This is a genomic window from Kineococcus sp. AC630, assembly GCF_979255925.1.
In genome coordinates, this window is record NZ_CEEDMJ010000006.1 from 56236 (window position 1) to 82818 (window position 26583).

The 26583-nt window shown below is 72.8% G+C and carries 25 protein-coding genes, 1 tRNA gene and 1 other RNA gene; 9 read left to right on the forward strand and 18 right to left on the reverse strand.

The features are described from left to right. Nucleotide 1 precedes the first annotated feature (1 nt). A tRNA-Val gene (locus tag AC0I8G_RS08095) sits at nucleotides 2–74 on the reverse strand. A 49-nt stretch (nucleotides 75–123) separates the two neighbouring features. Between AC0I8G_RS08095 and AC0I8G_RS08100 the strand changes: the two genes are divergently transcribed. From AC0I8G_RS08100 to AC0I8G_RS08110, 3 genes are read left to right on the forward strand one after another with little or no spacing between them, the layout of a single operon-like run. Next, entirely contained in the window at nucleotides 124–984 is an 861-nt protein-coding gene (locus AC0I8G_RS08100) for a Nif3-like dinuclear metal center hexameric protein (protein WP_471729596.1), read from the forward strand. An 8-nt stretch (nucleotides 985–992) separates the two neighbouring features. Beyond that, nucleotides 993–1736, forward strand: coding sequence for a zinc ribbon domain-containing protein (locus tag AC0I8G_RS08105; RefSeq protein WP_471729453.1), 744 nt, complete (start codon nucleotides 993–995; stop codon nucleotides 1734–1736). A 2-nt stretch (nucleotides 1737–1738) separates the two neighbouring features. Further along, nucleotides 1739–2830: a bifunctional RNase H/acid phosphatase gene (locus AC0I8G_RS08110; RefSeq protein ID WP_471729454.1), complete on the forward strand. Its 1092-nt coding sequence runs from the start codon at nucleotides 1739–1741 to the stop codon at nucleotides 2828–2830. On the opposite strand, the gene AC0I8G_RS08115 is transcribed toward AC0I8G_RS08110, so the two are convergent. Beyond that, nucleotides 2782–4827: an MMPL family transporter gene (locus AC0I8G_RS08115; RefSeq protein WP_471729455.1), complete on the reverse strand. Its 2046-nt coding sequence runs from the start codon at nucleotides 4825–4827 to the stop codon at nucleotides 2782–2784. The two genes, AC0I8G_RS08110 and AC0I8G_RS08115, sit on opposite strands and share 49 nt — an antisense overlap. Nucleotides 4828–4896: 69 nt before the next feature. On the opposite strand from AC0I8G_RS08115, the gene AC0I8G_RS08120 reads away from it, so the two are divergent. Beyond that, on the forward strand, nucleotides 4897–5379 hold the full coding sequence (locus tag AC0I8G_RS08120; protein WP_471729456.1) for a MarR family winged helix-turn-helix transcriptional regulator: 483 nt from the start codon (nucleotides 4897–4899) through the stop codon (nucleotides 5377–5379). A gap of 5 nt (nucleotides 5380–5384) precedes the next feature. Here the strand turns inward: AC0I8G_RS08120 and AC0I8G_RS08125 are convergent, their stop codons facing one another. From AC0I8G_RS08125 to AC0I8G_RS08145, 5 genes are all read right to left on the reverse strand, one after another. Next, on the reverse strand, nucleotides 5385–8774 hold the full coding sequence (locus AC0I8G_RS08125) for an ATP-binding protein (RefSeq protein WP_471729457.1): 3390 nt from the start codon (nucleotides 8772–8774) through the stop codon (nucleotides 5385–5387). Then, a complete protein-coding gene (locus AC0I8G_RS08130; protein WP_471729458.1) occupies nucleotides 8771–9478 on the reverse strand; it encodes a DUF4194 domain-containing protein in 708 nt (235 codons plus the stop codon). Before AC0I8G_RS08130 ends, AC0I8G_RS08125 begins: the two co-directional genes overlap by 4 nt. Further along, entirely contained in the window at nucleotides 9475–10968 is a 1494-nt protein-coding gene (locus tag AC0I8G_RS08135) for a DUF3375 domain-containing protein (protein ID WP_471729459.1), read from the reverse strand. The genes AC0I8G_RS08130 and AC0I8G_RS08135 overlap by 4 nt, the downstream gene beginning before the upstream one ends. A gap of 122 nt (nucleotides 10969–11090) precedes the next feature. Next, nucleotides 11091–11732, reverse strand: a complete 642-nt coding sequence (locus tag AC0I8G_RS08140; RefSeq protein WP_471729597.1) for a response regulator — start codon at nucleotides 11730–11732, stop codon at nucleotides 11091–11093. A 5-nt stretch (nucleotides 11733–11737) separates the two neighbouring features. After that, a complete protein-coding gene (locus AC0I8G_RS08145; RefSeq protein ID WP_471729460.1) occupies nucleotides 11738–12940 on the reverse strand; it encodes a sensor histidine kinase in 1203 nt (400 codons plus the stop codon). Between the two features lie 130 nt (nucleotides 12941–13070). Between AC0I8G_RS08145 and AC0I8G_RS08150 the strand changes: the two genes are divergently transcribed. Further along, on the forward strand, nucleotides 13071–13940 hold the full coding sequence (locus AC0I8G_RS08150; protein ID WP_471729461.1) for an alpha/beta hydrolase: 870 nt from the start codon (nucleotides 13071–13073) through the stop codon (nucleotides 13938–13940). A 385-nt stretch (nucleotides 13941–14325) separates the two neighbouring features. Here the strand turns inward: AC0I8G_RS08150 and AC0I8G_RS08155 are convergent, their stop codons facing one another. The 4 genes from AC0I8G_RS08155 to AC0I8G_RS08170 form a co-directional block, all read right to left on the reverse strand. Further along, nucleotides 14326–14571: a hypothetical protein gene (locus tag AC0I8G_RS08155; RefSeq protein WP_471729462.1), complete on the reverse strand. Its 246-nt coding sequence runs from the start codon at nucleotides 14569–14571 to the stop codon at nucleotides 14326–14328. A gap of 27 nt (nucleotides 14572–14598) precedes the next feature. Further along, entirely contained in the window at nucleotides 14599–15507 is a 909-nt protein-coding gene (locus tag AC0I8G_RS08160; protein WP_471729463.1) for a carbohydrate ABC transporter permease, read from the reverse strand. A 1-nt stretch (nucleotide 15508) separates the two neighbouring features. After that, entirely contained in the window at nucleotides 15509–16525 is a 1017-nt protein-coding gene (locus tag AC0I8G_RS08165; RefSeq protein ID WP_380260166.1) for a carbohydrate ABC transporter permease, read from the reverse strand. A gap of 69 nt (nucleotides 16526–16594) precedes the next feature. After that, nucleotides 16595–17899 carry an ABC transporter substrate-binding protein gene (locus AC0I8G_RS08170; RefSeq protein WP_471729464.1) on the reverse strand — a complete coding sequence of 435 codons (1305 nt, stop codon included), beginning with the start codon at nucleotides 17897–17899 and terminating at the stop codon, nucleotides 16595–16597. 361 nt (nucleotides 17900–18260) lie between these two features. Between AC0I8G_RS08170 and AC0I8G_RS08175 the strand changes: the two genes are divergently transcribed. After that, nucleotides 18261–19271, forward strand: a complete 1011-nt coding sequence (locus AC0I8G_RS08175) for a LacI family DNA-binding transcriptional regulator (protein ID WP_380260164.1) — start codon at nucleotides 18261–18263, stop codon at nucleotides 19269–19271. Here AC0I8G_RS08175 and AC0I8G_RS08180 read toward each other — a convergent pair. Together AC0I8G_RS08180 and AC0I8G_RS08185 are read right to left on the reverse strand one after the other, a co-directional pair. Next, the gene (locus AC0I8G_RS08180) at nucleotides 19261–20409 is read right to left on the reverse strand and encodes an SLC13 family permease (protein ID WP_471729465.1); all 1149 of its coding nucleotides are present in this window, start codon (nucleotides 20407–20409) and stop codon (nucleotides 19261–19263) included. The two genes, AC0I8G_RS08175 and AC0I8G_RS08180, sit on opposite strands and share 11 nt — an antisense overlap. A gap of 1 nt (nucleotide 20410) precedes the next feature. Beyond that, on the reverse strand, nucleotides 20411–21154 hold the full coding sequence (locus AC0I8G_RS08185) for a YaaA family protein (RefSeq protein ID WP_471729466.1): 744 nt from the start codon (nucleotides 21152–21154) through the stop codon (nucleotides 20411–20413). A gap of 43 nt (nucleotides 21155–21197) precedes the next feature. Between AC0I8G_RS08185 and rnpB the strand changes: the two genes are divergently transcribed. Further along, an RNA gene (gene rnpB / locus AC0I8G_RS08190) (RNase P RNA component class A) lies at nucleotides 21198–21572 on the forward strand. A gap of 1 nt (nucleotide 21573) precedes the next feature. On the opposite strand, the gene AC0I8G_RS08195 is transcribed toward rnpB, so the two are convergent. Next, nucleotides 21574–21837 carry a hypothetical protein gene (locus tag AC0I8G_RS08195; RefSeq protein ID WP_380260161.1) on the reverse strand — a complete coding sequence of 88 codons (264 nt, stop codon included), beginning with the start codon at nucleotides 21835–21837 and terminating at the stop codon, nucleotides 21574–21576. A gap of 83 nt (nucleotides 21838–21920) precedes the next feature. Continuing rightward, on the reverse strand, nucleotides 21921–22523 hold the full coding sequence (locus AC0I8G_RS08200) for a TetR/AcrR family transcriptional regulator (protein ID WP_471729467.1): 603 nt from the start codon (nucleotides 22521–22523) through the stop codon (nucleotides 21921–21923). 54 nt (nucleotides 22524–22577) lie between these two features. Here AC0I8G_RS08200 and AC0I8G_RS08205 point away from each other — a divergent pair, with 54 nt between their 5' ends. Continuing rightward, nucleotides 22578–23006, forward strand: a complete 429-nt coding sequence (locus AC0I8G_RS08205) for an organic hydroperoxide resistance protein (protein WP_328295553.1) — start codon at nucleotides 22578–22580, stop codon at nucleotides 23004–23006. 50 nt (nucleotides 23007–23056) lie between these two features. Here the strand turns inward: AC0I8G_RS08205 and AC0I8G_RS08210 are convergent, their stop codons facing one another. Further along, entirely contained in the window at nucleotides 23057–23647 is a 591-nt protein-coding gene (locus AC0I8G_RS08210; protein WP_471729468.1) for a DUF6083 domain-containing protein, read from the reverse strand. Between the two features lie 214 nt (nucleotides 23648–23861). On the opposite strand from AC0I8G_RS08210, the gene AC0I8G_RS08215 reads away from it, so the two are divergent. Further along, on the forward strand, nucleotides 23862–24638 hold the full coding sequence (locus AC0I8G_RS08215) for a DUF4328 domain-containing protein (protein WP_471729469.1): 777 nt from the start codon (nucleotides 23862–23864) through the stop codon (nucleotides 24636–24638). Between the two features lie 70 nt (nucleotides 24639–24708). On the opposite strand, the gene AC0I8G_RS08220 is transcribed toward AC0I8G_RS08215, so the two are convergent. Together AC0I8G_RS08220 and ppgK are read right to left on the reverse strand one after the other, a co-directional pair. Further along, nucleotides 24709–25704 carry an LLM class F420-dependent oxidoreductase gene (locus AC0I8G_RS08220; RefSeq protein WP_471729598.1) on the reverse strand — a complete coding sequence of 332 codons (996 nt, stop codon included), beginning with the start codon at nucleotides 25702–25704 and terminating at the stop codon, nucleotides 24709–24711. Nucleotides 25705–25763: 59 nt separating this feature from the next. After that, nucleotides 25764–26564, reverse strand: coding sequence for a polyphosphate--glucose phosphotransferase (gene ppgK, locus AC0I8G_RS08225; protein ID WP_328295557.1), 801 nt, complete (start codon nucleotides 26562–26564; stop codon nucleotides 25764–25766). Nucleotides 26565–26583: the final 19 nt, after the last annotated feature.

Genomic DNA, 26583 nt, shown 5'->3' on the forward strand with positions numbered 1-26583 from the left:
GTGGGCCCGGCCGGGCTCGAACCGACGACAGCCGCGGTGTAAACGCGGTGCTCTACCAACTGAGCTACAGGCCCCAACCGGACCACCGTAGCGCCCGCCCGACCGCTAGGGTCAGGGCCCGTGATCTCCCCGGCCGGCGAGCCCCCCACCCTGCGCCAGGTGACCGACGCCCTCGAGGCCATGCACCCGCTGGAGTGGGCGCAGTCCTGGGACGCCGTCGGTCTCGTCTGCGGTGACCCGAGCGCACCGGTGCGCCGGGTCCACTTCGCGGTCGACCCCGTCGAGGCCGTCGTGGAGGAGGCCATCGCCGCCGGGGCGGACCTGCTCGTCACCCACCACCCGCTGCTGCTGCGGCCGGTGAACTCCGTCGCGGCCACGACGTTCAAGGGCGGTGTCCTGCACCGCGCGATCCGGTCCGGACTGGCGATCTACGTCGCCCACACCAACGCCGACGCCGGCGCCCCCGGCGTCTCCGACGCCCTCGCGCGCGTCCTCGACCTCGACGACCTCGTCCCGCTGGAGCCGCTGCCGGGGCACCCGGAGCTCGGGATCGGTCGCGTCGGCAACCTCGCCGTCCCCGAACGCCTCGGTGACTTCGCCGACCGCGTGGCCCAGGCGCTGCTCGAGACCGAGCAGGGCGTCCGCGTCGCGGGGGACGCCGACGCAGTGGTCCAGCGGGTCGCCGTCTGCGGGGGATCGGGCGACAGCCTCTTCGACCAGGTCCGGGCCAGCGGCGCCGACGTCTACGTCACGGCCGACCTGCGCCACCACCCCGCCTCCGAGGCCCGCGAGCGGGCGGGCTTCGAGGACGGGCGCCCGTACCTCGTCGACGTCGCCCACTGGGCCAGCGAGTGGCCGTGGCTGGCGGGGTGCGCGGACCGCCTGGTGGTGGCGTTGGCCGCTCTCGGCCGTACGGTGGTCGCCCACGTGTCCACCACGCGCACCGACCCCTGGACGTTGCGCGTCCCCAGCCGAGGAGAGTGAGCCGGCGCATGCCGAAGGCTCCGGCGATCGACCAGCAGCGACTGCTGGACCTGCAAGCCATCGACACCCGTCTCGCGCAGCTCGCGCACCGTCGCAAGACGCTGCCCGAGCAGGTCGAACTCGACGGCCTCGAGAAGGAACGCCGGCGTTCGGCGGACATGCTCGTCGCCGCCCGCACCCTCGTCAGCGACGTCGAACGACTGGTCGCGAAGGCCGAGGGTGACGTCGCGCAGGTCCGCGACCGCGCCGACCGCAACACCAAGCGACTGCAGTCCGGCGGGGTCTCGGCCAAGGACGCCGCCGCCCTGGAGCACGAGCTCGAGTCCCTCGGACGCAGGCAGGGAGTGCTGGAGGACGAGGAGCTCGTGGTCATGGAGCGCCTCGAGCAGGTCCAGTTCGCCGCGGCCGAGCTCACCACCACCGACAGCGAGCTCGCCGAGCAGATCGCCGACGTCACGGGGCGCCGCGACGCGGCGCTCGCGGCCATCGCCGGTGAGGAGACCGCCACCCTGGCGCGTCGCCAGGCCATCGTCATGGGCATCGACGACGCCCTCGTGGCCCTCTACGAGAAGGTCCGCGCGCCCCGCAGCGGGGTCGGTGCGGCGATGCTGCGGGCGCGTCGGTGCGAGGGGTGCCACCTCGACCTCAACGCCTCCGACATCTCCACGATCCGCTCGGCGCCCTCCGACGAGATCGTGTTCTGCGAGGAGTGCGGGCGGATCCTCGTGCGCACGGACCAGTCGGGTCTCTGAGGATGTCCCGCGTGCTGCGGATCGAGGCCGACGGCGGGTCCCGGGGCAACCCGGGCCCGGCCGGCTTCGGCGCCGTGGTCAAGGACGCGACGAGCGGTGAGGTCCTCGCCGAGGTCGCCGAGTCGATCGGGCGGGCCACCAACAACGTCGCCGAGTACCGCGGACTGGTCGCGGGGTTGCGGGCGGCGCACGCCATCGACCCGGACGCGCGGATCGAGGTCCGGATGGACTCCAAGCTCGTCGTGGAGCAGATGTCGGGACGCTGGCAGGTCAAGCACGCCGACATGCGCACCCTGGCCCAGGAGGCCCGCGCGCTGGTCCGGCCGGGTCTGGTGGACTTCGGCTGGATCCCGCGGGCGCAGAACTCCCACGCCGACCGCCTCGCCAACGAGGCCATGGACGCGGCCGCGGCGGGTCGGCAGTGGCAGCGCGCGACCGTCGCCCCGGCGGCCGCCTCCGGCGGTTCCGCGGCTCCGGTGGACCCCGACGCACCGCCGACCGTCCTGGTCCTCGTGCGCCACGGTTCGACCCTGCTGACCGAGCAGCGCCGGGTCTCCGGCCGCTACGGCGAGGACCCGGAACTCTCCGAGGGCGGCCTCGCCGAAGTGCGGTCCGCCGCGGCCTGCAGGGACGTCGCGGGCGCCGACGTCGTCGTCTCCTCGACGATGCGCCGTTCCCAGCAGACCGCGCGGGCCATCGCCGACGCCCTCGGCGTCGACGTCGTGACCGACCCGCAGTGGGACGAGACCGACTTCGGCGAGTGGGACGGCCTGACGGCCGGCGAGGTCGTCAAGCGCTGGCCCCGGGAGTTCGCCGCCTGGAACGACTCCCCGGACGCGGCCCCGCCCGGCGGGGAGTCCCTGCTGACCGTGGAACGACGGGTGCTCGCCGCCCGCGACGCGCTCCTGCGGCGCTGGGCCGGGAAGCGGGTCGTCCTGGTCAGCCACGGCGACCCGCTGCGCGTGCTGCTCCGCTCCGTCCTCGGGGTGGACGGGCGGATGCAGCGCCGGATCCACGTGGACCCGGGCTCGCGCACCCTGCTGCGCTACCGCGCCGACGGCACGTCCGAGGTGCTGGCCGTCAACCGCGTCTGACGCTCGTCCGGGGAGTCGAGCGCGCTGGGCCACCACACCCGGTGGCCCAGCAGTGCGAACAGCGCCGGCACGAGGACCGTCCGCACCAGCAGCGTGTCGAGCAGGACCCCGATGCCGACGACGACCCCGATCTGGGTCAGGACGATGAGCGGCAGGACGCCGAGGACGGCGAACACCGCCGCCAGCAGGATCCCGGCGCTCGTGATCACCCCGCCGGTGACCGCGACGCCGACCCGGACCGCCTCCCGCGTCCCCAGCTCCGGGGTCTCCTCCCGGATCCGTGTGACGAGGAAGATGTTGTAGTCCACCCCGAGCGCGACGAGGAACAGCAGCGAGAGCAGCGGGACCTGGTTGTCCAGGCCCGGCATCCCCGCGACGTGGGTGAAGAGCAGGTTGGCGGCCCCCAGCGCGGCGGCGTAGGTCGCGAGCACCGTCGCCACGAGCAGCAACGGGGCCACCAGGGAGCGCAGCAGTGCGATCAGGACGAGGAGCACCACGAGGACCACCAGCGGCGTCACGACCAGCAGGTCGCGGACCGTCGCGGTCCGGGTGTCGAGGGCCTCGGCCTCCGTCCCGCCGACGAGGGTGTCGGGGGCCACGGCCTGCACGGCGGTCCGCAGCCGCTCCACGGTCTCCCGGCTCTGCGCCGAGCCCGGCTCGGCGTCGAGGGTGGCGAGCAGTTCGCTCACCCCGTCCGCGGTGCGTCCCGGCCTGACCTCGTCGACGCCGGTCACACCCTCGGCAGCGGCGAGCACCGCGCCCAGCTCACCCGCGTCCCCGCGGACGAGGACCTGCGCGGGTTCGGCCGCCGCGCCGGGGAAGTGCTCCGACAGCGTGCGCGAGCCGTCCACGGACTCCGCGGAGACCCGGAACTGGTCGGTCTGCTGCAACCCCAGCGACGCGCCGGTCAGCCCCGTGGCCAGTGCCCCGAGCAGCACCAGGGAACCGACGACGATGCGGGTGGGGCGGGCCAGCACGGCCCCGGCGATCCGTGCCCAGACCCCGGTGCGGGTCGTCTCGACCGAGCCCACCGTCGGGACGAACGGCCAGAACAACCGCCGTCCGCAGACCACGAGGGCGCTCGGCAGCACCAGCAGTCCGAACACGAGGGCGACGACGATCCCGATCGCGGCGTCGCGGCCGATGGTCTTGTCGGCCGGCAGGACGGCCGCCTGCAGGGTCAGCAGCGCGAGCACGACGGTGGTCGCGCTCGCGGCGATGGCCGGCCCGGCCCCCCGCAGGGCGTTGCGCATCGCCGCCCGCCGGTCGGGTTCGCGGCGCAGCTCCTCGCGGTAGCGGGCGATGAGCAGCAGGGCGTAGTCCGTCCCGGCGCCGAAGACGAGGACGCTCGTGATGCCGGTCGCGGAGGGGTCGACGGGGGAGTCCGTGAGGCGCCCGACGATCTCCAGCAACCGGGTGGTGACCTGGTCCGCGATCCCGACGACGACCAGCGGGACCAGCCACAGCACGGGGGAGCGGTAGGTGATGAGCAGCAGCAACGCCACCACCGCGGCCGTGACCAGCAGCAGCCGCGTGTTCGCACCGCTGAAGGAGTCGGCGATGTCGACGCTGAACGCCGGCCCGCCGGTCACCTCGACCGTGAGCCCGGCCGGCAGGTCGCGGGCGACCCGGGCGCGCAGGTCCGTCACGGTGGCGGCCAGTTCCTCGCGGGGGACGTCGACCTGGACGGGCACGGTCACGAGCACCGCCTGCCCGTCCTCGCTGGGGATCGGAGTCCCCAGGGCGCTCGCGGTGGCGAGGTCGGCGGGGGTGAGGGTGGAGTCGCGGGAGTAGACGACGAGCAGGCTCCCGGCCCCGTCGTCGGGGAGGGGGGCGGCGAGCTCCGCCGCGCGGACGGACTCCGCCGAGGCGGGTGGCCCGCTGGTCGCGGAGGTGCTCGCGGGGGCCTCGCCGCCGAAGGCGTTCACCCCGCCGGCGAGGAGGACCGCGGCGAGCAGCACGAGCCACGCCGTCAGACGGCCGGTCAGGAAACGCATGGTCACCTCGTTCAGTGAATCTCTCAGTGACTGAGATGTCTACCGGTCGAGGAGTAGGATGGCAAACCGATGAGCATGTACCGGCCCCGAGACACTCCCCGCGCCCGCCGCGAGCAGGAGGTCGTCGACGACCTCCGCGACCTCGTGGGCGTCTCCGAACGCATCGCGCACGCCTTCGCCGCCCGGCACGGCCTGCACCCCACCGACCTGCAGGCCCTCATCCACGTGATGCGGCGCGAAGGCGCGGGGGACCCGTTGACCGCGGGCGAGCTCGCCGGTCTGCTGAACGTCACGACCGGGGCCGCGACCGGCGTGGTGGACCGCCTCGAACGGCACGGCCACCTGCGCCGCGACCGCGGCGACACCGACCGCCGCAAGGTGTTCCTGCGCTACGGCGAACCCGGCCAGGAACTGGCCCAGGAGTTCTTCGGGCCCCTCGGCCGGCGCTCCAGCGCGGTGATGGACCAGTTCGACGACGCCGAGCTCGACGTGGTGCACCGCTTCCTGACCGGCATGGGCCGGGCGTTCACGGAGCACCACGACGAGCTCTGATCAGCTCACCCTGCGGCGTCGGCGTCGGCGTCGACCAGGGTGATCGCCTTCGCGTAGCCGCCGGGGGTCTTGGTCACCTCGATGACCCGCTGCATGAGCGGTTCGATGGCGGGCACCTTGTCCAGCGGCGCCGCGATGACGAGCTGGAACCCCAGCCCGCGCCAAGCGTTCACCCCGCGGGCGGTGAACTCGCCGTCGGACTTCACGAAACCCTCGTCGAGGAAGACGGGCGCGAAGACGGGCAGGGCGTTGCGGCTCGTCCCGAGCTGGTAGCGCAACGCGGCGCCGACGATGAACGCGATGAGTTCCTGGACCTCGCCGCCGGACTTGCCGCCGAGGTGGTCGTAGATGCTCAGCGTCGCCCCGGTCTCGGCGTCGACCCGCAGCGCCCGGACCGAGGTGTGCTTGCGGACGTCGAGCAGCAGTTCGCGTTCCGAGGCCGTCCCGGCGCCGCTGCGGATGCGGTCGATGAACCCGCGCAGGGCGAGGAAGCGGGCCTCGACGGCCGCGGGGTCGTCGATCCGCGTCGTCCCCGACGCCAGCTCGCGCAGTTCCCGCTGGAACACCGCGACCTCGGGGATCACCTGCGGCTGGACCTCGATGTGCAGGCGGTCCTGGTGCGGCCCGAACGGGAGGCCGGCGAGGATCTCGTTCACCGGGGCGAGCCGGTTCACGATCTCGGCCCCGGCCTGACGCAACCTCGTCTGCAGGGTGAGCAGGTCGTCGCTGGACCAGCTGAGCACCTGGGACCGGAACTCCTCGGCCCGCGCCGCGAGTCCCTGCTTGGTCAGCTCGTCCAGGATCGCGCGGTACCCCTCGTAGGAGCCGACGCCCTGGCCCAGGTTCGGCTGCGGCCAGCGGCTCTGGAACGCCCGGAAGGCGCGCTCCAACCGGGCCGCGGCGTCCGCCTCGCGCCCGACGGCGGCGACCCGTCCCTCGGACGTGGCCTGCTGGATCTTGGGTTGCACCCGGCGGAAGTTCTCCAGGGTGTCCTCGGTCCGGTACCGCTGGTGCAGGCCGTCCAGGTGCGCCACCTGCTCGTCGGTCACGCCGACGCCGCGTTCCTCGAGCTCGAGGAGCAGGTCGTTCACCTCGTCCTGCACGGCGACGAGGTCGCCCCAGACCTTCTCGCCGGACCTGCGCGCGACCTTCGCCGAGGCCTCGACCTGCCGGGCGAGGTCGGCCTCGGACTCCAACCGGTCGCGTTCGGCGCTCAGCACCCCGATCTGGTCGTTCGTGACGAGCAGGGCGTCGATCTCGGCCTGGCGTCGCGCGATGGCGCCCGCGGTCGCCGCCGTGTCGATCTCGGCCCAGCGGACCTCCCCGCGCCGCTGGTGGGCCTTCTCCTGGCGCAGCAGGGACTCCCGCTGCCCGGCGAGGTCCCGCTGGCGCTGCAGGTGTCCCGCGAGGCGGGCGTCGACGTCCGCGAGCTCGTCCCCGATGCGCTGCAGGAGGGCCTGGGGCGAGAACCCCAGGATCGCCCGCAGGCCGTCCTGCCCGCCGTGCGCGCCCCGGTCGCCGTTCTGCACCTGACCGGCGAGGGTGATGCGCCGCACGCGGTCGTCGCGGAAGGCGTCCGGCCCCTCGACCGCGAGGTGCGGGAAGTCCTGGGCCAGCAGCGCGGTGAGCCACCCCCGGTAGGGGGAGTCCTCCGCGACCCGCAGCCTGGCGACGAGGGTCGCCGGGTCGAGGTCCGGTACCGGGCGCTCGGCCTCGGCGAAGCGGAACTGCACCCGCTTGCGCAGCCGGAGCTGGTCGACGCGTTCGCGGAAGGTGGAACGCAACGAGGTCTCGACGACGAGGGTCCGGGCGAAACCCCCGAGCAGGAGTTCCGCGGCGCTGCGCCACTGCTCGTGCTCGGGCGAGACGTCGAGGAGTTCGGCGGCGAACGGGAGGTCCTGCGGGGCGATCCCGAGCTGGTCGGCGATGGCGTTGCGGGCCGCGTCGAGGTCGTGGGGGACGAGGTCGGACCGCTGCGAGAACCAGCGCTGCTCGGCGACGAGCCGCTGCCGGTCGGCGAGGTCCGGCGCGGCGGACTCGTCGAGGGCCCGGCTCTGCTCGTCGAGGCGCTGCAGGGTCGCGGGCAGTTCGCGCAGGAAGTCGGCGGAGGCGCGCTGCTGCGCGGTGAACCCGGCCTGGTCCCGGGGGAGCTCGCCGAGGACGCGGGTGTGCTCGGCGAACCGCCTCCAGGCGGCCTCGGTGTCGGCGTGCTCCTGCTCGGCGGCCTTCACCTGCAGCCCGAGGGACTCCAGCGCGCCACCGCCCTGGGCCTCGAGCAGTCGCTTCGTGTCGTCGAGCTGCAGGTCCACCGCGAGACGCGCCGCGCGGGCCGCTCGCAGCGACTCCGTGGCCTCGTCGACGACGGCCTTGGCCTGGCGGACCTCGACGTCCAGCAGGTCGCGCTCGGTGCGGGCGACCCACGCCCCGAACACGCTGTGGCGCGACGACCCGACCGCGTCGAGCGCGTCGACGAGTGCGATGGCCTCGCGGGCGCCCTGGAGTTCGGCGTGCAGCCGGGGGACCTCGCCGAGGATGGTGATCTGCTCCTCGGCGGTCTTCATCGTCTCGTACGTCGCCTCGAGGTCGGCGAAGTGGGTGATCGCGGCGTCGGCGGCCTCGAACGTGCGCGGTCGTTCCAGGACCATCGTCCGGTACAGCTGGTCGACGGAGACGACCTCGCGGCCGGCCTGGATGCGGCCCAGGAGCTTCATGGCGGCGGTGCCGTCGCCGTCGGCGCCGATGCCCAGCAGGGGGTGCAGGAAGGCGGCGAACTTCGAGTAGGAGTCGTAGAACTCCAGGCCGGTGAACCGGCGGCGCAGGAGCTTGTGGTCGAAGCGGCGCTCCGCGAAGGGCTCGACGCGGCGCAGGTCGAAGTCACCGCGGAACACCGCGAGGTGGTCCTTGACGTCGCGGGGGTCCTTCGCCGACGCGGGTGCGAAGTACAGCCGCATCGTCGTGACGCTCTGACCTCCCGTGTGCCGGAACGTGAAGGCGAGACCGGACCAGGCGTTGGTCGCGTTCCCGCCGGCGTCGCGACCGCGCAACGTCTCGTCGCGGTTCCTGCCCGTGTCCTCGTCGAGGACCTCGTCCAGCTTCCCGCGGACGTAGGACAGCGGGTTGCGCTGGGTCGAGGAACGGGCGCGGCCGGTGGTGGCGTCGTTGCTGGCGCCGTTGAACGCGGTCGTGGTGTTCATCATGACCGCGATGTAGGCGTCCAGCGTGGTCGACTTCCCCGTGCCGGAGGCGCCGGTGATGAGGTTCGCCCGGGGGTCGAACTCGACCCGGTGGTAGCCGTCGAAACCACCCCAGTTCACCAGTTGGACGTGGGCCACGTGCCACTGCTGGTGACCGGCACCGGCCAGGGCCAGCCCCGGGATCATCGGTCCGTCGTTCACAGCGTCTCCTGCAGGGCCTCGGGCGAAGCGTGGGTGGGGGTCTCGGGGCCCGTGAGCCGGGCGACGATGCGCTGGACGACGTCCACGGGCAGCAGGAGTTCCAGGATCGGGGACACCCGGTAGCGGTTCTCCGTCCCGGTGCGCAGCAGGACCTCCTGGCGCAGCAGGCTGTCGACGGCCGTCGCGGCCTGCTGCTCGTCACGGGCCTGGTTGGTGCTGCTCAACGGCCGGAAGTGGCCGACCTCGTCGACGAGTTCGGCGCGTTCGACGAACACCTGGGCCTCCCCGGAGGCCGCGCGGGAGCGGGCGAGGCGGCGCAGGCAGATCAGCAGGATCGTCTCCTCCCTCGACCACGGCTGGTCGAAGAGCAGGGTCGGGAACCGCTGGCCGTCACGGGCGGCCACCTGCTGCTTGTAGGCGACCTGGTGGTCGGTGTCGATCACGAGGTCGAGGAACAGGTCGTTCAGCCGGGCCCGGACCGCCCGCTGGTGCTCCAGCAGGATCCGCCAGGGTCGGGGGTGCGCCTCGGCGGAGAGGTAGCGGCGTTTCAGCAGCTGCACCAGGACCGCCCGCACCGCCTGCGGCAGGGTGCCGGTGTCGCCCGGGAAGAGACCGTCCTCGTCGAGGGTGGTCTCCGACCCCTGGTCGAGCGCTTCGAGGGCCTCCGGTTCGGCGTCGGTCCACTCGTCGTCGTGCGTGCTCATGCGGGGGTCTCGATCTCCTGCTCAGGGGTGGTGAACGTCAGGTCGGGGCCGCGGAAGCGGTGCACGACGCCGTCGGGGCGGGTCGTGGTGTAGACCGTGGCGCCGGGGGAGGTGTCCGGGTCACCGCCGGCGGCGGAGACGGCCAGGTGCAGCAACCCCATCAGGTCGGCGGGACGGCGCAGGTCGTCCGGGAGCTCGTCGAACAGCTCGCCGGTGCCGGTCACCCCGTCCTCGCGCGCTCCGGTCAGGGCGGCGCGCAACCGCTCGAAGTCCGGCCCGCCCCAGCGCTTCAGCTGTTCCAGCGAGGACGACGTGACGGGGGTGTCCGCGTGCTCGCGCAACGGCGGGGGGCTGGCGTCGTCGGCGGGGTCGTGCAGGCGGGTCCGCAGGGTGGTGATCGCGATCCGGGCCGCGGGCACCGGCAGGTCGAGGTCGAGGGTGGCCCGGGGCCCGGCGGTGGCGACCCACCCCGTCAGGGCCTCCGCCGCCGCGCGCAGCGCGTCGTCGAGTTCCCGGTCGCGCAGCGGGTCGTGGCGCAGGATGTGCGAACGCAACGAGGCGGACAACCGCCGACGCTGCTCCAGCACCAGTTCGATGCCCTCCGCGATGGTCTCCAACGTCGTCCGCAACGCCGAGCGCTGCTCGGAGCTCAGGTCCGCGGCGAAGTCGTGGTCGAGGATCGAGGTGAGGTCGGAGCCCAGCGCGCGGGCCGTCGCCTCGTCCCGGACGAGTTCGACGGCACCGGCGAACGCCCGTCCGGACATCGACTCCGTCAGCATCTCCTCGGCCCGGCGCAGGTAGTCGTCGAGGACGTCACCCGAGGGGCGCGTCTCGGCGCGGAAGTCGCCCACGATCTCGCGGTGGATGCGGCGGACCTCCTCGGAGACCCGCAGGAAGTCGCCGGGCAGGGCCGAGAGCAGGTCCTCGAGGTTGAGGTACTCCCCGAGCATCTGCTCCCGGGACGCGTGCTCCACCTCGCCACCCGCCAGCAGCCGGTCCCGTTCCAGGGTGAGCTGGCGGATCTGCTCGTCGAGGCGCTGCACGCGGACGTCGCGGTCCTGGGTGGCCTCCAGCGCGCACCGGCGGGCCACCTCGAGGATGGTCCGGATGCGCGACTCGCCCAGCAGGACGCGCTGCCCGGACAGGCGGGAGACCTGCTCCATCGCGTCCTGGGTGTGCGAGGTCAGCGCGTACTCCTCCTCGCCGTCCTCGCCCGTGGGGGCCAGGGAGAGCCACTGCTCGCGGACCCAGGCCCGGACCAGCTCGCGCGAGGGGGTGTCGGGGATCTCGTGGCCGTGCAGCGCCACCTCCTCCAGCAGCCCCTGGACCTGGGCGTGGAAGCGGTCGGCGGGGATGCGGGTGCGCTGACCGCCGAAGGCGCACGTGAGGACGGCGACGACCAGCGGACCGCTGGGGCGGCGCAGGAGGTTGAGCGTCGGCCGCGCGAACGCCTGGGTGGCGCGCGCCAGGTCGTCGCGGATGTTGCTCATCGGTCCCCGATCCATGTCCTGCCGTCTGCGGTGGTGCTCGGAGAACCGTAGGGGAGAGCTCGGACGGGACGTGTCCCGCGGTGCGGGGAGCAGCGGACGGGCGTGGGCCGAACGGGTGAGCGTCAGCGCCCGCGCAGGTAGCGCAGCACCGCCATCACCCGGCGGTTCTCCTCCGCGCTCGGCGGGAGGTCCAGCGTGGTGAAGATCCCCGCCACGTGCTTCTCCACGGCCCGCTCGCCGACCACCAGCCTGGCCGCGACGGCGGCGTTGGACAGCCCCTCGGCCATCGCGGCGAGCACCTCCAGCTCGCGCGGCGTGAGCTCGGCCAGCGCGTCCCGGCCGCGTCGGACCAGCTGCGCCACGACGTCGGGGTCCAGTGCGGTCCCCCCGGCGGCGACGCGTTCCACGGCGTCCAGGAACTCCGCGGAGTCCGCGACCCGGTCCTTCAGCAGGTAGCCGACCCCGGCCGCGGACTCGCCGAGCAGGTCGCGCGCGATCCGGTTCTCGACGTACTGCGAGAACACCACGACGGGCAGTCCCGGGTGACGGCGCCGGCACTCCAGCGCCGCGCGCAGCCCCTCGTCGGTGTGGTCCGGGGGCATCCGGACGTCGGTGACGACGACGTCCGGGACGTCGGCGTCCACGGCCCGGACGAGTTGCTCACCGTCGCCCACCGCCGCGACGACGGTGTGCCCACGCAGTTCCACCAGCCGGACCATGCCCTCGCGCAGGATCGCGGAGTCCTCGGCCAGGACCACCCGCAACGGGATCACGCCCGCACCGGGAGGTCGAGGCGGACGAGGGTGCCCAGCCCGGCGGGACTCTCCAGCCGCAACGACCCGTCGACGGTCGCGATCCGTCGCTCCAGCCCGTGCAGTCCACTGCCCCGAGCCGGATCCGCTCCGCCGCGACCGTTGTCGCGCACCTCCAACCGCAGCCGCCGTCGCGTCGTCGTGGCCTTCAACCACGCGCGGTCGGCGGCGGCGTGCTTGGTCACGTTCGCCAGCAGTTCCGCGACGCAGAAGTAGGCCATCGTCTCGATCGCGGGGGAGAGCACCGCGGCACGCAGGTCGACGTCGGCCTCGACACGGAGTCCCGCCTGTTCCGCGAGGGTCGTCAACGCGGGCCCCAGTCCTTCGTCCAGGGCGGGCGGGTGGATGCCCCGGATGATCGTGCGGAGTTCGGTGATCGCCTCCAGCGTCGTCGTGTGCGCGACGTCGAGGAGTTCCCGGGCGTGCTCGGCCTCGGCGCCCACCTGGGCGCGGGCCAGGTCGACGTGCAGCGCGATCGCCGTCAGCCGGGCCTGGGTGCCGTCGTGCAGGTTCCGCTCGATGGCCCGAACCTCCGCCGCGGACCCCTCGAGGACGGCGGACCGACTGCGCCGCAACCGGTCGCTGTCCTCCTCCAGTCCGCTCGTGGAACGGACCAGCACGCTCTGCACCCACACCGCCAACCGCAGCGACCACGGGCTCCCGAAGACCACGACGACCCCCACCAGCAGGACCCCGGGGAACTCCGAGGTGTTCGCGGCGTGGGACCCCAGCAGGTTCCCCGTCACCGCTGGCAGCAGCGTCAACGGGCTGACCGCGCCGAGCACCGCCAGCGGCGCCTGGACGATGAGGAAACCCATCCCGGCCCACTCCGTCGGGTCGGTCAGGATGCGCAACAACCCGTCCAGCGGGTTCCGCCCACGGGTGCGGGGGCCCGGCTCGTCCACCTCGACGCGCAGCACCCGCCGGGCGAGCTCGCGGTGCACCCGACCGAGCCCGCGCGCGCAGGTCAACGCCAGCGCCACCAGCGGCAACCCCAGGAACGTCAGCGACAGGACGACCCCGAGCAGCAGCAGGACGAGCACCAGCAGACCCGCGAGGGCCAGCAGCAACGCCAGCGCCTGGTAGCCCACCTCGCGCCACGTCCGCGCGCTCACGGGGGCGCGCAGCACCGCACGCGCGAACGTCCCCGGAGCAGCCACCCGCCCGACGGTAGCGGCCCGCTCCGATGACGTCCCTCGTGCTGGCACGACCCCTCCCGGGCGGGGGCCACGAGGGTGAAGAGGTCGGTTCGCGCCCTGGGAGTCCGTCGGCCGGATCGCGAGGGTCGAGGTGTTGCGCCGCAACGACTTCACGTACCCCTGGGAGTCCCTCGTGCCCGTGCTGCCCCTCGTCCAGGCCTTCCGCACCGCCACCGTGCCGCTGCTCGCTCTCGGCTGCTTCCTGCTGAGCCTCGCCCTGCTCGGGTTCTCGCCGTCGATCGAGACCACCGCCCCGCCCGTCACGACCGTCCCGACGTCGTACGGGGAGCACCCCCGGACCGCCGGACGACAGTTCCTCACCCACGACCGGACCGGACGCGGACTCGTCACCGAGGTCTTCGGCGACCTCGGCACCGCCCGCGACGTCGCCGTGGCCGTCGGCGGGGTCGGCACCGACCTCACGACCTTCGACCACGGAACCCTGCGGGCGGGTGCGGTGGCGCTCGCCGACGCCGATCCCGACGCGGCCGTCATCGCCTGGGCCGACTACGTCGGTCCGGCCGGCCTGAACCTCTCGGCGGCCGAGTCCGGTCTCGCCGAGGTCGGCGGGCGGCGGTTGCGGACCTTCCTCGACAGCTTGGTGCGCAACACCTCCGCCGACCACGTCGTCCTGGTCTGCCACAGCTACGGCAGCGCCGTCTGCGCCGCGGCGCTCGCCGACGGAGCCGCCCACGGCGTCGACGACGTCGTCGACCTGGCCTCACCCGGCGTCGGCGACGGCCGCCTGCCCGACGGTGTGCAGCGCTGGGCGGCGAGGGGTTCCGCCGACCCGATCCGGTTCGTCCCGCACGTCCGGCTCGCCGCGTTCGGGCTCGGGACGGATCCGATCGGGTCGCCCGGCGTCCGGGAACTCCCGGTCCCCGCCGACTGCGACCACGACGACTACCTCGTCCCCGGCAGCCCGACCCTGGAGGCCGTCACGGCGATCCTCGCCGCGTGAGGCCCCAGGGCAGGGACCAGACCGCCGTCTCACCGGCCAGGTGGTCCGTCGGGTTCTCCCCGCCGCGGAGGACGACACGGCCCGGGGGAGCGGGACGGCGTCGGTGGTGGAGTTCGGGGTGCGGACCCACCCGCCGGGGCGCCGGAACGCGACGACGCCCTCGGGGACCGGTAGGAACTCCGGTTCCTCCGCCCCTGCCGTTCCGGTCACCGGGCGGGGGCCTCGCGGTAGGAGGTCAGGGTCGATCCCGGGTGGTCCTGCTGGTGGACGTCAGACGCACCGGGTGGGGGATGCGCGCGGTGATCCCGGCGCGGGTGGCGCGGGGGACGGCCGCAGGAGCGGGCGTCGACCTGGTGGACGACGGCCCACCGTCACCAGGTGGTGTTCACCGCTCGGCGCGTCCTCGCTGCGAGCGGGCAGCGCGGACGACCACGACGTCGGCCAGGAGCAGCAGGACGAGGATCCCGACGAGCTTGAGCGCCGGGGCCCCGGTGACCTCGGCGTGGATCGTCACGCCGAGGACGAGGACCGTCATCGCGACGAGGAGACCACCGAACGTCTCCAGGTGCTGCGCGTTCCGGCGTGCGCGGACGACGTCGGTCGTGGCGCCGGGGCGGGGGGAGGGGGGCACGGCGGTCTCCTGTCCGAGAGGGGTGCGTCAGCTCTTGACGCCGCCGGCGGTCAGGCCGGAGACGATGCGGCGCTGGAACACCAGCACCATGATGATCAGCGGGACGGTGACGATCGTCCCGGCCGCCATGACCGCGGTGTACGGCTCCTGGTGGGGTTGGGCCCCGGCGAAGCTGGCGATCGCGACGGTGACCGGTTGCACCTTGTCCCCACCCAGCTGACTGGCGAGCAGGAACTCGTTCCAGGCCGCGGTGAAGGCCAGGATCGCGGTGGTGAAGATCCCGGGGGCGGCCAGCGGCAGGATGACCTTGCGGAAGGCCTGGCCGGGGGTGCACCCGTCCATGCGCGCGGACTCCTCCAGCTCCCAGGGCATCTCGGTGAAGAACGCCGTCAGCGTGTAGACCGTCAGCGGCAGGATGAACGAGATGTCCGGGATGATGAGGGCCTGGTAGGTGTTGATCCAGCCGATGTTGGTGAACAGCTGGAACAGCGGGGTGACGAGGGCGACGCCGGGGAACATCGAGGCCCCCAGGATCAGGCCCAGGACGTAGAACTTCCCGCGGAACTCCAGCCGCGCCAGGGCGTAGGCGGTGAACACGCCGACGATCAGACCCACCACGGTCGTGATGACCCCGATGACCACGCTGTTCAGCAGGGCCCGGCCGAAGTGGTTGCCGCGGGCGGTGGAGAAGGCGGTGCTGTAGTTCTCCCAGGTGACGTGCGTCGGCCACGGGGTGGTGTCGAAGGTGAAGCCGACGTCGCGGAAGCTCGTGACGATCATCCAGTAGAAGGGCAGCAGGCCCCACAGGCAGATGAGCACCACCCCGGCGTAGGTGAGGACGGCGCCCGGGACGTTGCGGCGCTGGACGACCTCCACGCCGGACGCGGTGACCTTGCCGCTGCGCCCGGTCGCGGTGCTGCGGGACGTGATCGCCATCTCAGACCGCCTTCTTCGTCTTCGGTGCCCGCTGCTCGGTGACGTTCGCGCCCAGGAACTTGATGAAGACGAACGCCACCGCGAACACGATGAGGAACGTCAGCGTCGACAACGCCGAGGCGGCGTTGAAACCCGTCCGGACCTGGTCGACGACGAGCATCGACAACGTCGAGGTGTCTCCGGCCCCGCCGGTGAGGATCTTCGGGAGGTCGTACATGCGCAGGGTGTCCAGGGTGCGGAAGAGCACCGCGACGATGAGGGCCGGACGGACCAGCGGCAGGGTGATGTAGCGGAACCGCTGCCACGCGCCCGCGCCGTCCATCTTGGAGGCCTCGTAGACGCTGCCGTCGATGACCTGCAGACCGGCGAGGATCAGCAGGGCCATGAACGGGGCCGTCTTCCAGGTGTCGGCGATGATGATCGCCGCCTTGGGCGGCCACCCCTCCCCGGTCCACAGGATGTTCGTCCCGAGGACCTTGTTGGCGATCCCGTCGTAGGCGAAGATGAAGTACCAGAGCTTGGCGGTGACCGCCGTCGGGATCGCCCACGGCACCAGGACGCTCGCGCGCAGGATGGCCCGGCCCTTGAAGTTGCGGTGCATGACGAGGGCGAAGACGAACCCCAGCACCGTCTCCAGCGAGACGGCCACGACGGTGAACAGGAACGTCACACCCGTCGCGGTCCAGAACTGCGACCCGAGGGTCCCGGGCGGGCACGAGAAGGCGCCGCCGCCGCAGTCCTGCAGGAGCCACAGCTTGTAGTTCGAGACGCCGGCGAACCCGCCCTCGACGAACATCCCGGTGTTCGGGTCGAGCCCGGCGTCCTTCGTGAACGACTGGGAGACGGCCGAGACGACCGGGTACAGGATGACGATGGCGAGCAGGATCAGGGTGGGGGCGATGAGGACGGCGGCACGCCGTCCGGAACCGTCGTGCAGGCTGGCGCGTTTCCCCGAGGGGTTCAGCGGGGGTTTGCCCTGCGCGAACTCGCCGGTGGCCACACCGGACGTGGAGCTCATGGGTCCTCCTCAGGACTCGTCACCGGGGGCGGGACGTCGGCGTCCCGCCCCCGGTTCACGGCTTCCGGGTCACTTGCCGCCGGAGATGGCGTTCTGGAGCGAGGCCTGCATGTCCTTCAGCGCGGCGTCGGTCGTCTTGCTGCCGGACACCGCCGCGAAGGCGTTGTCCTGGATGGCCTTGGTGACGGCCGGGTAGAACGGCGTCACGGGCCGCGGCACGGCGTTCTCGATGGAGGTCTTCAGCTCGGGCAGGTACGGGAACTGCTGGACGAGCGCGGGGTCGTCGTAGAGGGAGGCGATGACCGGGGCCGCGGAGCCCTTGGTCAGCCAGTCCTTCTGGATCTCCTCGGACTCCAGGAACTTGACGAACTCGAAGGCCGTCTTCTTGTGGTCGGAGTACACGCTGACGGCCGCGGCGTGACCGCCGAGGCTCGACGCGCCCGGCTTGCCGTCACCGCCGCCGGGGAGCACCGCGACGCCGAAGGTGTCCTTCACCGTCGAGGAGCCGTCGGTCTTGGCCAGGCTGTAGACGTAGGGCCAGTTGCGCAGGAACAGCAGCTTCCCGTCCTCGAAGGACTGCCGGCCCTGCTCCTCCTGGTAGGTGGTGGCCTGCTTGGGGATGTTGCCGTCCTGGAACGCCGTCACCAGGGCGTCCAGGCCCTTCTTGGCCTCGGGGGTGTCGACGGTGGCCTTCTTGCCGTCCTCGGACAGGACCGAACCGCCGAAGGTGTTGATGGCCTCGGCGACGTTCACGGTGAGGCCCTCGTACTGGGAGTACTGCCCGGCGTAGCAGTCGATGCTGTTCTGCTTCGCGATGCTGCACATGGACATCATCTCGTCCCACGACTTCGGCGGGGTGGGCACGAGGTCCTTGCGGTAGTAGAGCAGGCCGCCGTCGGAACTGGTGGGGCCGGCGTAGAGGGTCTTGTTGTAGGTCTCGGCGGTGACGGTCGCCGGCAGCAGACCCGAGGTGTCCAGGGCGAACTCACCGGTGAGGGGCTGCAGCCACCCCTTGGCCGCGAACTCCGACGTCCAGATGTTGTCGACGCTGACGACGTCGTAGTCGGCGTTCTTGGCCTGGAAGTTCTGCACGAGGTCGTCGTGCTGCTGGTCGGCCTGGTCGGTCTGCTCCTTGAGCGTGACCTTCTCGTCGGGGTGCGCGGCGTTCCACTTGTCGACGGCCGGCTGGACGATGTTGCTGTTGTCCTTGCCCTGCACGTAGGTGATGGGACCGGTGGAGTTCCCGGCGGCGGCGGCGTCGCCGGACCCGCCGGAGTCGTTGCCGCCGCCGCAGGCGGCGAGGACGAGGATGCTGCTCGCCGCGAGGGCGAGGGAGTGGGTGGCCTTGCGCGAAAGGCGGGACTTGCCGAACACAGCGTTCTCCTCTTCGTCGAGAGCAGGCGGGAACTCCCGCCGGGAGTGCAGCAGGGCACTCCGGCGCGTCCGGGTGCCTTCGACCGGGGTTCCACGGCGAACCCGGACCGGCTGGAGCACTACACACCCGACGGTTCCCGAGCGTCAACGCGCAACCGGCCGCCACGCAAGCGGTTGCGTGTACGAATCCGCAGGTCAGTGCTCCGCAAGCGCTTGCGTTGCACTTTGGTAACACAGGCGATTGTGGGACCCGGTCCGCAGGGCGGGAACTGGACCGGGGCGGGTTTCCGGGTGTTGCATTCCTGCCATGCCCGCGACGTCGCGTTCTCCGTCCCGACCCGGGAGCCGTTCCCAGCCCCCGGTGTCCGAGGTCCGCATGGCGGACGTCGCCGAGCGCGCGGGGGTCTCGTTGGGCACGGTGTCCCGGGCGCTGCGTGGCCTCGAAGGGGTGAGCGCGGCGACGCGTGAGCGGATCCGGGAGGTGGCGGCGGAACTCGACTACGTCGTGAACCCGGAGGCCGCCGCGCTGGCCGGGCGTTCCACCGGCAGGGTGGCCGTCGTCCTGCACGACCTGACCACCTGGTACGGCAGCTCCGTCGTCCTGGGGCTCGAACGCAGACTCCGCCCCGCCGGTCTCGACCTCCTCGTGCGCTGCGTCGACGACCCGGACGACCGGGTCGAGTTCTTCGCCCGGATGCCGGTGCGCCGCAAGGTGGACGCCCTCGTCGTCGTCGCGATCGCGCTGACCCCGGGGGAGTTCGCCAAGCTGGACGACGCCGGGGTGGTGGCCGTCGCCGCGGGCAGCCACTCCGAGACCGTGCCGTCCGTCTCCGTCGACGACGTCCTCGCCGCGCAGCAGGCCGTCAACCACCTGCTCCAGCTCGGCCACCGGCGCATCGCGATGCTGAACACCGTCGCCGACTCCGACCGTGCCTGGCAGGCGCAGCAGGACCGCGAGGAGGGGTACCGGACGGCGATGGCGATGGCGGGAATCCCCGTGGACGAGGAACTCGTCGTCTCGTGGTCGGGGGGTTCGCGCGGCGGGGCGCAGGGCATGGACCGGTTGCTGTCCGGTCGTCGGTCCCCGACCGGGGTGTTCGCCTTCTCCGACGAGGTGGCCCTGGGGGCCATCCGCAGCCTGCGGCGCGCCGGCATCGAGGTCGCCCGGCACATGTCGGTGATCGGGATCGACGACCACCCGCTGGCCGAGCTCACGGACCTGACGACGGTGGCCCAGGACCCGGAGGCGCTCGGGTCCGCTGCGGGGCAGAAGGTCCTGGACCTGTTGCAGGGGCGCCCGGTGCGCGACACGGGGTGCTTCCCCACCCGCCTCGTCGTGCGGGGGACGACGGCGCCGCCGTTCAGCGGGTGAGCTGCAGGGCGGCGACGGCGAGCGGGACGCAGACCACGACGCCGACCAGACCCAGCAGGGCGAAGCGCGGCAACGAGATCGTCACCCCGCGGGCCTTGCAGCGGTCCAGCCAGAGCAGCGTCGCGAGCGAGGCCCAGGGGGTCACGAGCGGTCCGAGGTTCACCCCGATCAGCACGGCGACGAGCCGGTGGGCGCTGCCCGCGAGGGGTTCCACCGCGAGGTAGGCGGGGAGGTTGTCGGCGACGTTGGCGGTCAGGGCGGCCGTCCCGGCGAGCTGCAGGTGGTCCAGGAACCCCTCACCCGTCCCGGCGAGTGGTCGCAGCAGGTCCTCGAGGCCGTGGACCTGCGCCGTCTCGACGACCAGGAACAACCCGCTCACCAGGACGACCGTCCGCCAGGGGAGCAGGGAGAACCTCAGGGCGTCGCGCTTGCGGACCGCGAACACCACGGCCAGCACGACGGCGGCGATGGCGGCGGGGATCGCCGGGGTGATGCCGCTGACGAAGGCCGGTGCGAGCAGGCAGCAGACGACGGCCGCCGTCCAGAACGTCACCGGATCCCGTTCCGGCGCAGGGGGTGGTGCGCCGTAGGACCCGCGCAGGGACCGTCGGTGCGCGAGCCCGAGGACGAGCACGGCACCCACCAGACCGGCCAGGAACGGTGCCCAGGTGAGGGCGGTGAAACCCGCCGTCCCGGAGACCCCGAAACCCTTCATGGTGTCGAGGCCGATGAGGTTCGTGAGGTTGCTGACCGGCAGCAGCAGCGACGTCGTGTTCGCCAGCCACACCGTCGTCACCGCGAACGGCAACGGGTTCAGCTCCAGCTGCGCGGCCAGGGCGAGGACGACCGGGGTGAGCAGGACCGCGGTGGTGTCCAGCGACAGGACGACCGTCGCGAGGGTGCCCAGGACCACGACGAGCAACCACAGCAGCCAGGTCCGGCCACGACCCGCGCGGGCCGCGAGCCGGGCGGCCGCGTCGAAGACCCCCGCGGCGTCGGCGAGTTCGGCCACGACCGTGACGGCCAGCAGGAAGGCGAGGACGGGGGCGGCGCGTCCGGCGACCTCGTGGAAGCCGTCACCCCCCAGCAGACCGGTCGCGACGACGGCGACCCCGGCGAGCCCGCAGATCCACCACACGTCAGCGTGCCTCCACCTCGAGGGTCCAGGGACCCCCGCGTCGTGCCGGTTCGAGCAGCTTCGCGTCGAACGCCTCGGACACGGCGTCGTGCAGGGCGCCGGGGCTCTTCGGGGCGCGACCCCCGCGGGTGAGCAGGTGCCGGGCGACCAGGCCGCGGGTGTGCTTGGCGGAGTGCGAGACGACCTTCCCGCCGGCGAGGACGCGGACCCCGACGGTGCGGGCGGCGGTCTCGCCCCCGGGGACCCACGCCGCCGCGTAGGTGGAGGAACGGCAGTCGACGACGACGCCCTCGGGTGCGAGCACCGCGGTGAGCCGCGGGCGCCAGAAGGAGGCCAGCGGACCGATCCCCGGCAGGCTCGTGCCCATCGAGAGCCGGTAGCCGGGGACCCGGTCGCGGGGTTGCAGGACCCCCCAGAGGGCGGAGAAGACCAGCACCCTCCGGGCCGCCGCCGCGGGCAGGGTCGAGAGGCCGAGGGCGTCGTGGAGGACGCCGGTGTAGACCTGCGACACCTTCGCGGCCGGTCGGGTCCGCAGCGTCGTGTTGGCGGCGACGACGTCGGCGAGGCTCGCCCCGGCGCCCAGGACCTCGGGGGCGTCGGGTCGGGCGGAGACCTCGACGAGCGCGTCGAGCACCTGCTCCCGGGCCGCGGTGAGTTCGGGGGACGACAACGCGTCGAGACGGACGGGCGTGCCGCGTCGCGGGCCCGCCCACTTGGTCTCCGACGGGGGGAGCAGCACGAGCACGAGGCGGGAGCCTACGGGGTGATGCTCTAAGCTTCCTGGAGGACGAGTCGGCCGGGCGACCGCGTCGATCGGGGTGACCCGATCGCCGAGGAAAGTCCGGACTCCACAGGGCAGGGTGGTGGCCAACAGCCACCCGGGGTGACCCGCGGGACAGTGCCACAGAGAGCAGACCGCCTCTCCGCTCCGGCGGAGGGGTAAGGGTGAAACGGTGGTGCAAGAGACCACCAGCGTGCTGGGTGACCAGTGCGGCTAGGTAAACCCCACCCGGAGCAAGACCAGACAGACGGCGTTCGAGGGCTGCCCGCCCGAGTCGTCGGGTAGGTCGCTTGAGGCGTGCGGCAACGCACGTCCTAGAGGGATGGTCGCCGCCCGCTCCCCGGAGCGGGTACAGGATCCGGCTTACAGGCCGGCTCGTCCGCTCACACCCTGGTCCAGATCGCCGCCCAGATGCGGGCCGCGGCCAGGAAGTCCTGGAACGCCCGCGGCTGGGCGTGGACGACGAAGGCCCGGTCGCCGAGGCGCAGCGCGAGGCCCACGTCGGAGACGTCGACACCGAAGGACCGCAGTTCGGCGGCCAGGTCCGCGGGCAGGTGGGCGTGCGGGGACAGGGTCAACAGGTCGCCCTGCACGGCCGGTTCCAACTGTCGCCACCACGACGCGAGCGCGTCACTCTGTTGCTGCACTGCAAGGTTGTCGGCCGATCCGGCGCCGGCTGCAGCGGGCGTCACCCGCCCGGACCTACAGCGTCACCCGGTCAGCCGGACCGTCACGCTCGTCGCGCTGAGTGCCTTCCGCGGGTCACCAGTCCGAGCACGTGCTCGAGGACGTCGCGCTGCGAGCGGTCGTCGACGGCCGCGTCGCCGACGGTCAGGGAGCGCAGCAGGAGCGAGCCCATCAGCAGCTCCGTCGCCTGCGCCGGGGTGGTGGCCTCGACGAGCTCACCCCTGGCCGCGGCGCGGTGGAAGGCGTCCTCGAGGACGGCGGCGCACCGGTCGACGTGGTCGCGGCGGAACCGTTCGGTGATGGCCGGCGACGTCGCCACCTCGTCGACGCAGCGTTGCAGGACCTGGCGGCGGCGACCCGAGAGCGCGGCCGCGATGGGGGGCAGGAGGAGCTCCAGGTCGCTGCGCAGCGACCCGGTGAGCGGGGGTTCCAGCCGGGCGGTGAGGCTCGCCAGCGCGTCGACGACGAGGTCCTCGGTGCTGGGCCAGCGCGCCCCCACCCCGCGGCGGTCGACCCCGGCCCGCGTCGCGACCCCGCGGGTGCTGAACCCGGCGATGCCCTTCTCGGCGAGTTCCTCGACGGCGGCGGTCAGCACCCGGGCGTCGATCTCCGGGTCGCGGGGGCGGCCTCGCCTTGCGGTCTGCACCGTGCCATCCTATTCACGTACCAGCCTGGTGCATCAAAGCGAAGGAGTTCCGCGATGGCGACCATGTACGAAGCGACCGCAACCGCGTGGGGCGGCCGCGACGGCCGGGTCAGTTCCTCCGACGACCGCCTCGACGTCAGCCTCTCCATCCCCAAGGGCATGGGCGGCGACGACGGTCCCGGCACGAACCCCGAGCAGATGTTCGCCGCCGGTTACGCGGCGTGCTTCCACAGCGCGCTCAAGGGCATCGCCCGCATGCGCAAGGTGGACGTCTCGGAGTCGGCCGTCTCGGTCACCGTCGGGGTGACCGGTGGCATGGCCGAGGGCATCGACCTCGCCGTCAAGATCGAGGCGCAGCTGCCCGGTCTCGAGGAGTCCGTCGCGCGCGACCTGCTCGACGCCGCGCACCAGACCTGCCCCTACAGCCGTGCGACCCGCGGCAACGTCGTGCAGGAGCTCGTCCTCGTCACCGACGAGGACTGACCCTCCACCCCGCGCCGTGATCCCGCTGGGTCTCCCCGCGGGATCACGGGTCAGTGGTCGGGGGACGGCGGGGTGCGGTGGGCGTTCCACATCCGTGCCAGCCGGGGGTTCGCGGGTGCGGGGTTCGCGGGGCAGACCACCGCGTGCCGCACCCGCGCGCCGACCTGGTCCTCGTCGTCCTCGTCGTACCCGTCGTCCGCCTCCAGCTCGGCGACCGTGACGGCCCGGTCCGCGACCACCCGCCAGCGTTCGTCGGCCGGGACGCTCACCGCGAGCACCGATTCCTTGGCCAGCCCGACGTCGGTACCCGCGCTGTCGCGGTAGTGGTGCACGAGGTGACCGCAGTGCTCGCACTCCTCCTCGGTGTACGGACGGTCCGCGGCGATCCTCGCCATCCGCTGGACGAGGGCGAAGACGGCACCCGACTGCTGGCCCAGCGTCGGCGGCAGGCCACGCGGTTCCTCGAGCACCGGAGCCTTCGTCGCCGGCGCGTTCGCCCCCGCGAAACGCTCCCGGCAGGCCGCGCAGACCGCCACCTGCACCCCCAGCCGTTCCTGGGTCCGGACGTCGGCGTCCGGTTCCCGGGAACCGCAGAACGCGCAGCTGACCGGGGTCTCCTCCGGGAGGGTGTCGAGGTCCACGGCGCAAGCATGCCTGCTCCTGGAGTCGTTGGCGCACACGGCTGATTCCTTCGTCCGACCGGGTGGTCCGTGATCGCGCTCACTGCAGTGGTGGTCCCGCGCGACCGAGGAGACGCAGGAGATCCACCGGGTCTCGCACCCAGCCGGCGAGCAGGAGGACGAACGAGTGAGCGGCCAGCAGCACCGACCCGGGGGACCGCCGGAGAGGCGACCGGTGAGCGACCTGCCCTTCTTCGCCCCACCGCGCGGGGAGTTCGACCCGGGCGCCGGGGGTTTCGCCGCCGGCCCCGGCGCAGGACCGGTCGCGCAGTTCGGTGTCCCGGCGCCCCCCGTGCCGGACGCGCGTCCCGGTGGCGGCCACGGAGGTTCCGTCCCGCAGGGGTTCCGTGGCGCTGCGCAGCCGGTCGAGCCCCGGGTCGTGGGACTCGAAGCCGTCGCCGGACTCGGCCAGGCCGCGGTCGTGCTCGCCGTCGTCGTGGCAGCCGCGGACGTCGTCTGCGCGGCGGGTCTGCTCCTGGGCGACTCCCTCGCCGGGTGGGTGGCGCTGCTGGTGGGGGGCGCGGGCTTCTACGGCGGTCTGCTCGCCGCCCTGGTCGTCACCGCGCTCTGGCTGGGCCGGGCCCGTCGCAACGCCCAGCGCATCACCCCGGCCGTGCCGCACCGCCGGGCGGCGGTGTGGGCGTGGTTCGGCTGGTTCACGCCGATCGCGTGGTTCTTCGTCCCCCGCCAGTTGGTCGAGGACGTCTGGACCGCGTCCCGTCGTCGGGCACCCCGGGGTGTCGAGGCACCGCTGCGGCTCTGGTGGACGGCCTGGGTCCTCGCCGGTCTGGCCGGGGGGATCTCGTTGCGGCTCTCCGACACCGCCTCCGACGGGGTCCTCACCGGTCTCGGTGTTCTCGAGGCGTTGTGCTACGTCGCCGGTGTCCCGCTGTTCCGGTCCGTGGTCCACGCGGTGAACTCCGCCCAGCGACCCGACGCGGGCTCCCGCTGACCCCGACCGGACGGGAACGGGTACTGCCGCAGGTCCCGGAACCCCTGCCCTGCAGCAGTACCCGTGACGCTCAGCCGAGCAGCGCCGGCACGACCTCGCGCTCGAACAACTCGATGCCGCTGGTGTCGGTCGCGGCCTCGGGGAAGTAGAAGTTCGCGTACCCCAGGCCCGCGTCGAGCAGGGGCCGCAACTTCTCCACGATCTGCTCCGGGGTGCCGACCCCCGCCGACCCCGGGGCGAGGCTCGCGAGGTCACGGTCGACGGCCTCGGCGCTGACGTGCGGTTCGAGCTGCGCACGGCGCGCCGCGATCCGGTCGGCGACCTCGGCCTCGTCGCGGCCGATGGCGATGTTGTAGTCGGCCGAGCGGGTGATCGTGGCGTAGTCGCGCCCGATGTCCTCGCAGTGCTGGGCCAGGACGGCGGACTTGTGCGTGAACCCTTCGAGGGTCCCGTCGAAGTTCGTGTAGTCGGCGTACTTCGCCGCGGTCAGCAGCGTCTTGCGTTCCCCACCCCCGGCGATCCAGAGCGGGATCCCACCCTCCTGCACGGGCAGCGGACGGTTGATCGCACCGTCCGTCGTGTAGTGCTTGCCCGCGAAGGTGGAGATCCCCTCGGTCCACATCTGGCGCATGATCTGCACGCCCTCGTCGAGGCGGGCCAGGCGCTCACCGGCACCGGGGAACCCGTAGTCGTAGGCGCGCCACTCGTGCTCGTACCAGCCCGCGCCGATCCCCATGTTGAGGCGGCCGCCGGAGACGACGTCGACCGTGGTCGCGACCTTGGCCAGGTAGGCGGGGTTGCGGTAGCTCATGCAGGTGCACATCTGCCCGAGGCGGATGCGGGAGGTCACCGCCCCGAAGGCGGCCATCAGGCTCCACGCCTCGTGGGTGGCCTGGTCAGTGGGTTCGGGAACGGTGTGGAAGTGGTCGAAGACCCAGATCGAGTCCCAGACGTCACCGCGGTCGGCGCGCTGCGCCAGACCGCTCATGACCTTCCAGTGGTCGACGGGGTCCACGCCCACCAGGTCGTGCTTCCAGCCCTGGGGAACGAAGAGCCCGAACTTCAGCCGCGGCGTCGCGTCAGTCATGGCCCGGACACTAGTGCGCCCGGGCCATGACCGGAAGGTCAGCCGCGGTCGGCCGCCCGGGCGGCGGCGAGGGCCGCCGCACCGATGATCCCCGCGTCGTTGCGCAGGGTCGCGGGCACGATCGGGGTGCGCAGGTCCAGCAGCGGCAGGAACTTCTCGTGCTTCTTGCTCACCCCGCCGCCGACGACGATGAGGTCCGGCCACAGCAGGTCCTCGAGGTGGGAGTAGTAGCGCTGCAGGCGCTTCGCCCACTGCGACCAGGACAGGTCGTGGCGTTCGCGGGCTGCGTCGGCGGCCTTCTTCTCCGCGTCGTGACCGTCGATCTCCAGGTGCCCGAGCTCGGTGTTCGGGACGAGCCGCCCGTCGACGATGAGGGCCGTGCCGATGCCGGTGCCCAGCGTCGTCACCAGGACGACCCCGTGGACGCCCTTCGCCGCGCCGAACTGCGTCTCCGCGTACCCGGCGGCGTCCGCGTCGTTGACGACGAGGACCGGACGGCCGAGGACCTCCGAGAACAGCGTCTCCGCGTCGGTCCCGATCCAGGACTCGTCGACGTTCGCGGCGCTGCGCGCGATCCCGTGCTGGATGACGGCGGGGAAGGTGATGCCGATCGGGGTGTCCCCGGGGACGTCGAACCCCGCCAGCACCTCGGCCACGACCGGTGCCACCGCCGCGGGGGTCGCCGGCTGCGGGGTCTCGATCCGCACGCGCTCGGCGGCGAACTCACCGGCCTCCAGGTCGACCGGGGCCGCCTTGATGCCGGAACCTCCGATGTCCACCCCGAGACCGACCCTGCCGGTCGGGGGGGTGGTCGTTGCGTGCGTCTCGCTGCTGGTCACGAGCGCGAGCCTAGGCCCG